At 47.6% G+C, this 12,406-nt stretch carries 14 protein-coding genes; 5 read left to right on the top strand and 9 right to left on the bottom strand.

Annotation, left to right across the window (positions count from 1 at the left end; translation table 11 throughout):
* Nucleotides 1–78 precede the first annotated feature (78 nt).
* Nucleotides 79–1,089, bottom strand: a complete 1,011-nt coding sequence (locus tag BZG25_RS01445) for a TAXI family TRAP transporter solute-binding subunit (protein WP_077606274.1) — start codon at nt 1,087–1,089, stop codon at nt 79–81.
* 294 nt (nt 1,090–1,383) lie between these two features.
* The gene (locus BZG25_RS01440) at nt 1,384–2,733 is read right to left on the bottom strand and encodes a sigma-54 dependent transcriptional regulator (protein ID WP_077638434.1); all 1,350 of its coding nucleotides are present in this window, start codon (nt 2,731–2,733) and stop codon (nt 1,384–1,386) included.
* A 144-nt stretch (nt 2,734–2,877) separates the two neighbouring features.
* On the opposite strand from BZG25_RS01440, the gene BZG25_RS01435 reads away from it, so the two are divergent.
* Complete coding sequence (locus BZG25_RS01435; protein WP_077638433.1) at nt 2,878–5,082, top strand: sensor histidine kinase; 2,205 nt, start codon at nt 2,878–2,880, stop codon at nt 5,080–5,082.
* A gap of 21 nt (nt 5,083–5,103) precedes the next feature.
* Here the strand turns inward: BZG25_RS01435 and BZG25_RS01430 are convergent, their stop codons facing one another.
* Both BZG25_RS01430 and BZG25_RS01425 read right to left on the bottom strand, forming a co-directional pair.
* Entirely contained in the window at nt 5,104–5,598 is a 495-nt protein-coding gene (locus tag BZG25_RS01430) for a GNAT family N-acetyltransferase (RefSeq protein ID WP_108744004.1), read from the bottom strand.
* A gap of 188 nt (nt 5,599–5,786) precedes the next feature.
* Nucleotides 5,787–6,215, bottom strand: a complete 429-nt coding sequence (locus tag BZG25_RS01425; protein ID WP_077638431.1) for an organic hydroperoxide resistance protein — start codon at nt 6,213–6,215, stop codon at nt 5,787–5,789.
* Nucleotides 6,216–6,396: 181 nt separating this feature from the next.
* Here BZG25_RS01425 and BZG25_RS01420 point away from each other — a divergent pair, with 181 nt between their 5' ends.
* Nucleotides 6,397–6,840 (top strand): MarR family winged helix-turn-helix transcriptional regulator, encoded by a 444-nt coding sequence (locus tag BZG25_RS01420; protein WP_077638430.1) that lies wholly within the window; start codon nt 6,397–6,399, stop codon nt 6,838–6,840.
* A 117-nt stretch (nt 6,841–6,957) separates the two neighbouring features.
* Nucleotides 6,958–7,194 carry an RNA recognition motif containing protein gene (locus tag BZG25_RS01415; protein WP_077638429.1) on the top strand — a complete coding sequence of 79 codons (237 nt, stop codon included), beginning with the start codon at nt 6,958–6,960 and terminating at the stop codon, nt 7,192–7,194.
* Nucleotides 7,195–7,251: 57 nt separating this feature from the next.
* Here BZG25_RS01415 and BZG25_RS01410 read toward each other — a convergent pair whose 3' ends face one another.
* Entirely contained in the window at nt 7,252–7,572 is a 321-nt protein-coding gene (locus tag BZG25_RS01410; protein ID WP_077606279.1) for a HigA family addiction module antitoxin, read from the bottom strand.
* A 183-nt stretch (nt 7,573–7,755) separates the two neighbouring features.
* On the opposite strand from BZG25_RS01410, the gene BZG25_RS01405 reads away from it, so the two are divergent.
* On the top strand, nt 7,756–8,007 hold the full coding sequence (locus BZG25_RS01405) for a hypothetical protein (RefSeq protein ID WP_025739952.1): 252 nt from the start codon (nt 7,756–7,758) through the stop codon (nt 8,005–8,007).
* Nucleotides 8,004–8,831, top strand: a complete 828-nt coding sequence (locus BZG25_RS01400) for a TauD/TfdA family dioxygenase (RefSeq protein ID WP_077638428.1) — start codon at nt 8,004–8,006, stop codon at nt 8,829–8,831. Before BZG25_RS01405 ends, BZG25_RS01400 begins: the two co-directional genes overlap by 4 nt.
* 13 nt (nt 8,832–8,844) lie before the next feature.
* On the opposite strand, the gene BZG25_RS01395 is transcribed toward BZG25_RS01400, so the two are convergent.
* The 4 genes from BZG25_RS01395 to BZG25_RS01380 form a co-directional block, all read right to left on the bottom strand.
* Nucleotides 8,845–9,354 carry a GNAT family N-acetyltransferase gene (locus tag BZG25_RS01395; RefSeq protein ID WP_077638427.1) on the bottom strand — a complete coding sequence of 170 codons (510 nt, stop codon included), beginning with the start codon at nt 9,352–9,354 and terminating at the stop codon, nt 8,845–8,847.
* 62 nt (nt 9,355–9,416) lie between these two features.
* Nucleotides 9,417–9,896, bottom strand: a complete 480-nt coding sequence (locus BZG25_RS01390) for a GNAT family N-acetyltransferase (RefSeq protein ID WP_077638426.1) — start codon at nt 9,894–9,896, stop codon at nt 9,417–9,419.
* Nucleotides 9,897–9,956: 60 nt separating this feature from the next.
* Nucleotides 9,957–10,232, bottom strand: a complete 276-nt coding sequence (locus tag BZG25_RS01385; protein ID WP_077638425.1) for a putative quinol monooxygenase — start codon at nt 10,230–10,232, stop codon at nt 9,957–9,959.
* A gap of 113 nt (nt 10,233–10,345) precedes the next feature.
* On the bottom strand, nt 10,346–12,211 hold the full coding sequence (locus BZG25_RS01380) for a P-loop NTPase fold protein (protein WP_077638424.1): 1,866 nt from the start codon (nt 12,209–12,211) through the stop codon (nt 10,346–10,348).
* Between the last annotated feature and the right edge of the window lie 195 nt (nt 12,212–12,406).

Here is a 12,406-nt window from a genome sequence, read left to right as displayed (position 1 = left end):
TACTCCAAGCAGTATCCGCGTTTCCATGCAGTATTTGATCTCGATAGGCGCTCCGAGCTATCCCGGAGCGCTATCGCCTTATTCCATTACCAGTTCAGACGGGATATCGATACCCACTTCTTGGTAATAGCGTGCTGCACCTGGATGCAGCGGCACAGGCAAACCAGCGATCGCTTTTTCAATCGCCATCGCTTTGGTGGCTTTATGAATGCCTTGAAGGAAAGACAAGTTCTCGTAAATAGCCTTGGTGAGCTGATACACATCCTCATCGGAAAGATCTTTACGCACGGCCAAGAAGTTAGGTTGAGCAATGGTGGTGACCGGCTTATCCAGCTCAGGATAGGTATTAGCAGGAATTTCGTACTTGGTCCAAAGGTTGTATTTACCGTTAGCCGCTTTGATTTGCTCGTCAGTAAAAGACAGGATAGAGATATCATTCCCCAGTGCGGCGAACGCTTGGGTAACTGCGCCAACCGGCACCCCCGCTGGGGTATTCATGCCATCAATGGTGCCATTTTGTAGTGCGCTGGCACTGCCACCATAACCCATGTAAGCCAAATTAAAGGATTCCGGATCCACGCCGAGTCCCTTCATAATCTGGCGACCTGAGTTTTCGGTACCTGAATTCTTCTTACCAATCGAAAATTTTTCACCTTCAAGGTTACTCAAATCACTCACGGTGCCCGTTTCTGCCAGCTCACTGCGCACAATAAAGTGCTCAACGTTTTGCCAAAGCATAGACACAGAGCGCAGTTGATCTTGGCGGCCACTTTCAGCATATGGCCCCTCGCCGGACCAGGCCCATGCGCCGTATAAGCCCTGCAAGATCGCAAATTGCGCTTCATCTTCGTTCAGTAGCTTCACATTCTCGCCGGAGCCAGCGGAGCTGATTGCCGACAACGAAAAATGGTGCTTAGGCGCCAGCTTGACCTTACTCAGCGTCGCCAAGGCGACACCAACGGGATAGTAGGTGCCACCGGTTGAAGCCGTTGCGAGGATATAGCTTCGGTCTTCTGCGACAGCGGTCGAGGCGAGGCTAAACGAGGCCGCGGCAAACGTCAGTGCTTTAAATAGCTGATTGATCTTCATCTTTACTCTCCATGTAGGGCTGTATTATTGGTTTACATAAATTACAAAATTATTTAACAGCAAAGCATAGATAGCAAAGGGAGTGCCAAATCTTATACCCCTGTTATAAAAGGAAATATAAGAAGAGGCCATGGATAATCAGCAAGATTTTTCTCATTTATGGCTGGGTCAATAAGCAAAATCTTGCTGATGATAGCGCCTCACTAGGCAGTCAGTCATCACAAAATGTAACCAAAGTGTGATCAACGCTTAAACGCGGCGCGTTTCGCCTTAAGCAATTTTTTGCCGATTCACTTAGGTATAGTCAGCACGGTGTAAGCCAAACTTTTTCATTTTTTGGTTTAAGGTACGGCGAGGCAAATCGAGTGCTACCATCACTTCATGAATTCGCCCTCGATGGGCGACCAAGCACTCATGCAATACCTTGCGCTCAAAGTTATGCAGTTGGATTAGAAGCGGGACATCCGACTGGATGGTTTCCATGGTCGATGAGGGACGATTCGATAAGATTTCCATCACTGAAATACTGTCATCCAAGGCAAACCGCACTGCTACGTTACGCAGCTCGCGAATATTACCCGGCCATGAATAAGACAAAATGGCGTGCCGATCAGCCTCACTGGCCAAGCGTGTCTCCGGATTGGTCTGACGGGTAAAGTGTTCAAACAAGATTAACGCATCATCGTCACGCTCTCTCAAGGGCGGAATATGAATTTGTGCCACGTTTAAGCGGTAGTACAAATCTTGCCGAAAGGTTTCATGACCACTGAGATCTTCTTTCGCTGCCGCAATCACCCGCGTGTCGATCGCTATTGACTGATTTCCTCCCACTCGCTCAACCCTTTGCTCCTGAAGCACACGTAAAACCTTTACTTGCATGCTCATCGGCATGCTCTCTACTTCATCGAAAAACAAGGTGCCTTTGTGCGCGTATTCGAGCTTACCAATCCGACGCTGATTGGCACCGGTAAACGCGCCCGCTTCATGGCCAAACAGCTCACTTTCAAATAAGTTTTCTGGGATCGCACCGCAGTTAATCGGCACCAAGCGTTGTCCACGACGTACACTCTCATTATGCAAGCTGGTCACCACCAGCTCTTTGCCACAGCCTGTTTCCCCATAAATGATCACATTCGTGTCAATGCGTGCCAGTTTTGCCACTTGCTCACGTAACTGTTGCATCACACGACTTTGCCCAATCAATACCTTTTCTAACCCGCTGATACGCGCTAAATACGCTTGCCGCTCTTGCGTCGATGCTTGCTGGCGATAAGTATCAACCGCCTCGGTAACACGCTGAGACAAACGCTCGGGCTCAAAAGGTTTTTCGATAAAATCAAACGCCCCGTTTTGCAACGCCCCCACGGCCATATCAACATCACCGTGTCCGGTAATAAACAACACAGGCGTGGCCACCTGGTGCTGCTCAAGCTCACTCAGGATCGATAATCCATCAACATCAGGGAGTTTGACGTCGCTGACCACCGCATCAAACGGGTGCTGTAGCACGGCATCCAACCCGGCTTTCCCATGACTAAATGCTGCCACCTCAAACCCTGCCAGCTCTAGCCACTGGCAGGTGGTCTGGCGAACAATATCGTCATCTTCAATCAAGGCAATGCGTGGGGGTGTTTCAGCAATCATGAGGGTTCATCCGTGATACGTTTTTCATTACGGTAGCAAAAGCCACCGATCAGAAAAGGAGCTAGCTCTCACTTTCTCATCACACTGCTTTAACATTTTTTCGGCGCACCGCAGTCTAAAACAGAATAAGAATGAGAGTGTGTTATGCATCAGGATCACCACAGCCACCAAGAAACCAGCATCAAGACGACATGGGCTCGATTAGTATTCGTCGGCATACTGGTGATTTTCTCATATGGCATCAGCCGTGAAGCGGCTTATCAGTGGTTAAGCGTACAACATCATACTGAGGTGCAGAACAAGCTTTTGGACTACATCGGTGAGGTCCGCCGTGCATTAAGACGCTTCTATCATCTGCCTTATTTGCTGACCAACCATCCTGACACACTGGCGATTGTAAAGGGCGAGCAGCATGACCCCGCCGCCTTCCAAGCAAAACTCACACAGCTCGACAAAGCAGCCAATACCGAAGGCTGGACACTGCTCTCCACATCAGGCGATGTGCTGGCGTCGAGTTTGATTGATGAACGCTTTAGCCGCCCCGATCGGTTGGCGATCGTCGAGCAAGTATTGCACCAAGGTGAAGGCGTATCATTGGTAAATAAAACCAAAGGCTATGGCCCACTCTATTATTTATCCGCCCCGGTTTTTGAGGGGCTTAACATCGCCGCTATCGTGGTGGTGCAGATTGACCTGAGTTTTCTCACCGAACAACCCATTACCAGTCAAGACATCATTCTGCTGCAAAATCGACAACAGCGCTTTTTCCTTTCAAGTAGCAGCGAGTACAACGCAGACTGGCTGAATGCAGCCCAGCTGAATGCAGCCCAGCTGAATGCAGCCCAGCTGAATGCAGCCCAGCTGAATGCAGCCCAGCTGAACGCAGCCCGGCTGAACGCGACACAAACGCCAGAACACGATAAGACACAGACGGTTAACAGGGAAACGCGTTATCTCTACGACAGTACCGCCATCAGTCAGTGGCGGCTGAATGCCACCTCCTTTCTTGGCCACACGGTAAAACTGGACGATCTAAAGTGGTCAGTGAGCTACCTTACGCCCTACAAGCCTATCAAAGGCGCGGCAAGCCTGTTCGCATGGGGAGTGGCCGCCGCACTGCTCGTGGTCATTCTGCTGTTGATTATCGGTCAACAACGCCGGCAAAAACACCGTCACCAGCAGCGTATTCAAAGCTTATTGCAAGAGTCGCAGCGCCGACTTAAACAAATGATCGATAAAACACAAGTCGGGTTACTGTTAATTGATCAGCAAGGAGCGCTGTTTGATCTCAACCCGATGGCCAAGCGGTTATTTGGCTTGCCAGAAAACAATCATCACCGCATTTTTGCTTGGGAATTATTTGATACCGGCAATCCCCATTCCACCACCCTCACCTTGCTCAAAAACCTCGATAAGCACAATGAACTGGCCGAGCTCAATGCGGTTGAAACCATGGCGCGTCGCAGCGACGGGAGCGTCTTTCCAGCGCTTTTCTCGCTCACCCGATTTCCTTGGCATGATGAGCAATACTACCTAGCGACGTTGATTGACATTAGCAAACGTAAAAAAGCCGAACAGTCACTGCAGCAGATGAACCAAGCACTTACCGAACGGGTGGAAGAGCGCACCCAAGCGCTGCAACAAGCACAAGCGCAACTGATTGAAACCAGCAAAATGGCCGCCTTAGGGAGAATGTCGAGCGCCATTACTCATGAGCTTAATCAGCCACTTACCGGCCTTCGTACCTTACTCACCACCAACACCTTGCTTGCTGAGCGCGGCGAGACAGAAAAAGTTAAAGCCAACAATCAGCTGGTGCAAAAGCTGATTGATCGTATGACCAATATGACCAGCCAATTAAAAACCTTTGCCTACAGCAAACCACAGCATCTCCATCCCGTGTCGCTGGCTGATGCCCTCAATGAGACCTTGCGTGTGTATCAAGCTCAGTTGGCAGACATTGATGTGCGAGTGCGGATGCCTCACGACACGCCCCTGATTGAGGGTGAAGGACAACGACTATTACAAATATTGGGGAACTTGGTGTCTAACGCGTGCGATGCGATGGCAAATACCGCGGCGCCGACCTTGGTGTTTGTGGTCACGCCTGCCGAAAGGACAGTCGAGTTGACAGTCAGTGACAACGGCTGCGGTGCCTCAAAAGACGTTCTTGAGACCATGTTCGAGCCGTTTGTCACTTCTAAAAAAATCGGCGACGGACTGGGTTTGGGGCTCGCGATTACCGCCAATAACGTGCGAGATATAAATGGACAGATAAGCGTCGCTCCTAATGCCCAGAATGGACTGACCTTCACACTTACTTTTAAGTCAGTCATCCCTGGTCACTAAACCGCTCGCCTCCGCGCGCAATTACAGTGCGGCAAACATAATATGCTGAGGGCCAGCCGCACCGCCCCAATACAGCTCGCCTGTATCGGTAAAGCCACCTTTTTGGTAACAGGCTTTAGCGGCCGGGTTTCGACAGTTAACGGTCAGATACACCCAATTGAAATCACCATAAGCAACGGGTAAATACGCCAGCAAGGCTTTAACCGCACCGGTACCTAATCCCTGCCCTTGATACCGCGCATCCACCACAAACATGCGCAGACCCAGCACCTTTGGCGGGCAAAAGTCATACTGAGACGCATAGTCAGTATCGAGTTTAAAAAAGCCCACCGTCTTGCCCGCTCGCTTGATCACATGGCGGTGAATGGTCTCACTGTCCTCGGCAAGAAATTCGTCTGCAGTCCCCGCAAACTTTACTTGTTGGTCAGGTAACGATACCTGGCGAACCCCCTCTGTGTCTTCATTAGTTAGCGGGGCGACACTTATATCGGTAAGCTTACTGGTGGCGTCTGGCATGTTAGCTTTCATCATCCTTGTTATTGGTATAGGGCTTGCGCGTTAGTCTTCGTGGTCAATAGCCTTTGCGGTCAATGCTGAGCACTCGAGGTTAGGGAGCACCGAAAAACGCGCTGCTTCCATAAAAAGCGGGCATAAAAAAGGGAGCCCTGCTACCCAGCGCTCCCTATCATAGCGTGCCAGTTAGGTTAAATCACTGACAATTCAACCTTAATATTGTCACGCGTGGCATTGGAATACGGGCATACTTGGTGTGCTTGTTCCACCAGTGACTGCGCGGTCTCTTTATCCAGATCGCCAACCGATACCGCCAATTTCACCGCAATGCCAAAACCGCCATCAATGGGACCAATCGACACTTCTGAGTTGATATGCGTGTCTTCCGGCAAGGTGACGCCTGCTTTACCCGCCACTAGACGAAGCGCGCCAATAAAACAGGCCGCATAGCCGGCAGCAAAAAGCTGCTCAGGGTTGGTGCCTTCACCATCGTTCCCGCCAAGCCCTTTGGGGGTTGAAAGCGCAACATCTAAACGCCCATCATCGGATTTTGCAGACCCTTCTCGGCCTCCCGTAGCGGTCGCTTTTGCTGTATAGGCAACACTTTGTAGCTCTTTCATTTCACTCTCCTGTGTTCCAGTCCGCTTGCGGCTCACTGCTTCGCACCCAGCAGGTGCGGTGAAGCCGCTTGCATCAGGTTTATTTATTTTGCATGCAAAATACTAGATCGCATGACCCAGCATTGCAAATATTTTGCGTACAAAATAAAATACTCATTAGACACACAGACAATGACAAGCCATGACCTATCCCCAATTACAGCTCAATAGCCAAATTTGCCACCGCTTGTATAAAGCCTCTAATGGGATTTCGCGCGCCTACCGTACCTGGTTGAGCGAGCTTGATCTCACCTATCCGCAATATGTGGTGATGATGGCGCTGTGGGAAGAAAATCAACTATCGATCGCCACGTTAGTCGAGAAAACGGGGATCGATGGTGGTGCGATGACGCAGATTTTGAAAAAGATGAGCGATAAAGGCTTGCTCACCATCGTGAAAGACCAAGACGATAAGCGAAAGCGATGGGTCACCCTCACGGGCAAAGGCATTGAGCTGCAGCACCAAGCCGCTGCTATCCCTGAGAAAATCCGCTGCAAGTTTCCCAGCATTGATGATGAGCAAGCCCAGCACCTGATTGCGCTGCTGGATATGATTAATCACGACTTAGGAGAAAGTGACGCATAACCGTCCGGAAAACGGCGCCCGCGCAAGACGCATCGGCAACAAAGGCAAACTATTGCTTGGTCGTGGCCCCCTTTACTGACACAATCGGCGTTGTTACCTCGATATGAACGGACAACAATGAAACTTTTAGCTCGCAACCTTGCACGCACCACCACGGAACATGAACTCCGTCAGCTGTTTTCTGAACACGGCGATGTCACCGAATGCACTCTGGTGCTGGACCAAGAGACTGGCGAATCCAAAGGCTTTGCTTTTGTGACCATGCCTGACGAGACACAAGCCAAAGCCGCAATGGCCGCCTTAAACCTCACCAGTGTTGCGAAAAGCAAAATCCGCGTGAAAATCGCGAACTAAGCAAAAAGCCCCCTTGCACTTACATCGGCTATGGGGCGGGAACGATAGCCAACACGATCATACGTGCTGGCTTTTGTTTATGGTCGAGACTTCTGTCCATGGGCGAATACTATTCAGCTGATCTTCGAGCTCATGTTCAGTAATTTCAGTATCATAGGCGATTTGAGCACGCAGCCAATAGCCCTTCGATAATCCAAAAAAACGGCATAAACGCAGGTCTGTATCAGCCGTTATAGCCCGTTTACCAGCAATAATTTGACCAATACGCTGTGCGGGCACTCCGATTTCTTTAGCCAAACGATATTGCGAAATCCCCATGGGAGTCAGGAATTCCTCTTTTAGCAACTCGCCCGGTGTGACAGCTTCTACAGTACGCATGAGCGACCTCCTAGTGATAATCAACGATTTCGACATCTTTGCACTTAAACGATCGAATCATCCTTCAGTAGTAACGCATTGCGTTAATAACGTAAAGCGTCATGAAACGATAGCTGATTGACAGCCTACGCCCGACTCGTCACTATCAAGTTTTCGGCATGTAATGACGCTCGAGCAGTAAAAATGGCAAAACCGAATAAAAAAGGCCCCACCAAAACCATCGATATTTTCTGTAAACGCTGTAATGCGCCACTGTTTAAATACCGCAAAGGCGGCAAAGGTGCATTGGTTAAGTGCTTTAAAGAAAGGATTGTTGAAGATGCCACCACCACGCCGTGTCACTGCCCTCAGTGCGAGCAGCCCTTTGCGCGTGACACCCTGGTGCGAGGCACACCAGCCTATAAATTCATTGGCGGTAAGGTATGGTTCAAATGAAGATAACCCCTTTAGGCGATACGTTCGGGGCGCAAGTCGATAATATCGACCTATCCCAGCTTTCCGAGGCTGAGTTTGCGGCGCTGTACCAAGCATTTTTACGCTACAAAGTGCTTTTCTTTCGCGAGCAGCCTCTCTCGACCGACAACCATGTCGCACTGGCAAAACGCTTCGGCGAGCTTGAGCCACCTCACCCGTTTTTCCCACATCTGTCCGACAACGACCAAGTGGTCGTAATTGAAACCAGCCGCGGCAATCCACCCAGCCAAAGCTATTGGCACACCGACATGACATGGCAAGCGGTGCCGCCCAAGTGCTCGATTTTACACGCGCAATATGTACCAGAACATGGCGGGGATACGATTTGGTGTGACATGGCAGCAGTATGGGCCAATCTAACCGACGAAGAAAAAGCCGAGCTACGCCAGCTCAACACCATTCACGCGCTACACGCCTTTGAAGGCAGCCGTTACGATCATCAAGACGCCGACGGCCAGAGTGTTGTCTCGAAACGCGCTCAAGACTACCCGCCCATTCGCCGTGCCATGGTGCAAACCCACCCTGAAACCGGCCAAGAGGTGCTATTTATTAACGAGCAATTTACTCGCGCGATTGCCGATTGGCCAGTGGCGGCTAGCCAACAACGGCTCGCGACACTGTTTAGTCAAGCACGCCAATCAAAATATCACGTTCGCTTTCGCTGGCAAAAACACTCGGTGGCAATCTGGGATAATCGCGCCACCCAGCACTACGCGGTAACCGATTATGGCGACGCGCCCAGACGATTGCACCGCGTCACCGTTCAGGGTGACAGTGCTCAGTAACATCTCATGGCGCTCAGACGCGGGTATATTGATACAGATTGTTGCGATGCCCATAAAGCATGATTTGGCTTTGTAGCCGAAACCCTAGCTTTTCAAGCAAGCGGTTTGAGGGTTGATTGTCCGGTAAGGTAACGGCCTGAACAGTACTCAATCCGGTCGCTAACAGGGTTGCTTCAAGCACCGCCTCGGCGGCTTCTGTGGCGTACCCTTGCCCGGTATAACGCGATAAAAACGCGTAGCCTAAATCTGGATATGCCAACTCATCGCGCTTAAGCACACCGCACATACCGATGGGCTCACCATCTTCCCGCCGTTCCACCAGATTTAAACCGAAGCCATGTGCTTGATAACTCGCGAGCGGCTCGTGATGGAGATACTCGATCGCATCTTGCTCAGTACGCACCTTTTTATCTGCGATATAGCGTATAAACGACGCCTCATTAAGCAGCTCAACAATAAATGGCGCATCGTCGAGTGTAAACTGTCGCACATTGAGCCTTTTTGACTGGCATATCAGAGTCATAAACCACTCGCCTACTGAAACCTTCTATCGCGCCATAATCGCATATTGGCGCGAATAAGTATCTACGCTGGCAACCAACACTGATAAAAATCGGTCTTCGCATGTTTGGGGTTGGCGCGAACAAATTCCCAGCCGTGCTGGCGATAAAAGGTTAACGCACGATGGTTGTCACGGCTCACAGAAAGCATTGCTCGCCGACACCCCGCGTTTGTTAAGGTGGCTTCGATATAGCGCTGCAGTAAAGGGGCCAGCCCTCGACCACGAAAAGCAGGTGCAAGGTAGATGAGATGCACATAACCCGTCTCAGGCTCCGGCGACGTGCTGCGAAATTCAAGCTGCCCAGCCCATTCTCCATCGACAAAAATATGCCGATAAAACCACTCGGGCTGATTCATGCGTTCACTCACCCGTTCATAATAGCCAGTTAGAAAGTCTTCAAACCCCTCATCGGAGCCAAAGCTACAGACAAAAGCGTCCCGACGTGCAGCCACGCAGTAAGCAGAATCGGTTTCAAGATTGATGGGACGGAAAGTCAGGTGCATGGGGTATTCTCAAACTCTAACGACCATATGCGCTGCATAACGATAATATACACCTAGGCTTTACTCGATGATCTGATAGTGACGCGTGACATTTTTCGTAACTGCTCCCCAATAGGATGATTTAACTCTCTCTTGGTGCTTATCAAAAGCTGAGCGATCGACAAACTCTTCATAAACATCAAACCGCAGCGGATTCTCCGAATGTTGCTGAACCTTAAAGACCAAGCAACCCGGCTCTTCCAACGTCAACTTTTTATGATTAACAAGCTCTCGCGTCACAGCCTGAAGATCAGAGCTTGGCACGAGAATAAAGCCTTCTAGAGTGACTTTTGACATATAGTTTATTTTTTGAAAAATTCAGTTAGCATTAAGAAAATGCTCACTAACTAAACAGTGATATTCGTGGCCAGTAAAACGGATCAAGTCCAGAATCCGCCTTGAAGCGTTTGTTAGTTGTCTGTCTCGAGAGACTTAATGGCAGGCCTTATGTAGCTATCTAATAAAAGACTTATTCTGTAGCCACTTAGCTTGCCCTTTGATTCGATCCGATGCTGTTCCAATAATGATTCGACCTCTTTTAGCCACTCCAATTCATTGATAAGGTGTACATGAAATTGTTTAACCGAGTAGCGCTCTTTAAACATATACCCGACTCGTCTAAACTTTTCACCAGGAAGAGAAAGTAGTACTTCAACGAATTTATTAGAATCAATATCTTTCAAAATTGGAGTTTTGTAATATATATTCTCTTCTCTATTACATAGTATCAATTTTAGAGTAAACAAGCCTACATCGTGTTTCATTAGCTCAAGCAAGTCGCCAGCAATATTAGGCATACACTCTACTTTATATTGCTCTATTTTCTGATTAAGGTATTCTTCAAATTGTTCAAACTCCTTAATGCCTCTTCCTGCAAACCCTAAACCACCCCAACTATCAGTGTCAAAGTCAAACCTATGGTCATTTAATTCAGATGGAAGATAATCATTATCAAAAAGATAGTCCACATAGCTTTTAAAAGTGCTTAAAGCCTTTGTTTTGTCGATAGGAATTAACGCTATACCCGACAATCTAATGAACAAACCCGCCAAATGTTTAACTACTTGATGATCTGTATATTTATGCTCTTTGACTTCCTGATTCACAGCTTCAAAAAGCTGCTCAAACTCTGAATCTGAAAGATCGTGGTAATGCCACAACTTAACCCAGTTTTCAGTGTTCATATCTTGATAGTATTTATTACGCTCAATTGATTCTTTGATTTTCTCTTCATCAATTATACCTTTATCAAAGAAATCAACCCATACAGACTCTTCTACCAAGGAGTCGCTAAAATTGATCATCGGGTACTGTGATGACAACACTGAATATAGTGATTTTGGCTTATCCTCATCCTTATCGTACATATCTTCGTAGATACTATCTTTTACTCGTGAGATGGTTTGAATTGAGTAATTCGCACTTCTCGTTTCAAATGCGAAGCATAAGAAAACATTAAGAAGTTCTGCTTTCAACTCAACTTTATCAAATGTGGAACGTGGCAACGCATTGTAAAAACGTTCAAAGTCCCATAGAGCCTGCTTTAAGTGCCTTAGATTCTTGCATTGCGAACTTGAACAAACTGAAATTATATTATTTAAATTATATTCATAGAACCCTTTTAAAGACTCTGAAGAAGCGGACTTTATAAATGATTCAAGTGCTAAACTGGTATTTGGAACCAGCTCGAAAGTTTTTCCAATTAGTTTTTCTTTTGCTCTTGAGTAGCATTTATTATCATCAGACTTATCAAGTATTTCATCCTCATTTGAAATTATTAGTACTTTATAACCTTGATGTTCAACAAACTGATTTATATAACCTAAAATATCACCAATATTCATGGAACATCGTTCTAAGTCATCAAAGACAAGTACAAAGCTATCTGTATCTTTTAGATAATCCGGTAGCTTTAGCTCTTCAGTAGGAATTTTAGCTGTTGTTTCACTCTTCCCATCATCATCTAAATCTAATTTTATTGTTGACTTTAATAGCCCTTTAGCAATTTTTGACGTCAGCTTCATGCCTTTTGAAGAAAGTACTGGATGCATTTGCTCAAAGAATGAATTTTCAATATCTTCAAAGCAAACCATACCGTAAAGACTTACATACAAATATTTACCTGAATTTTGTTCTAGACGCTCAAGCGCCTTTTTTACAAACCACGACTTACCAGATCCCCATGCGCCTTTAATCATAACCGCATACTCTGGAGCATGTTCAAACCCAAAATAATAATCTAGGAAATCATTTATATTATCGTTTTTCTCTGACATCTTAATCCTATGAGGTGAAATTTATATAGACAACTAACGAATGACATGGATTCCCCCTCTTGAAGATCTGCCACACTTAGGTGCGGCCTTTAATAACGGAGGTAACCATGTCTACTCAATTCTTTTGTGGCGTTGATCTCGCCAAGCACCACTTTTCTCTTCACGCGGTGGATGACCACGGAAAAGTCATTCTCC

This window comes from Salinivibrio sp. ML198, from assembly GCF_001996015.1.
Classification (GTDB): Bacteria; Pseudomonadota; Gammaproteobacteria; order Enterobacterales; family Vibrionaceae; genus Salinivibrio; species Salinivibrio siamensis.
The sequence above is the reverse complement of the archived record's forward strand: the minus strand, read 5'-3'. Positions and strand labels throughout refer to the sequence as shown.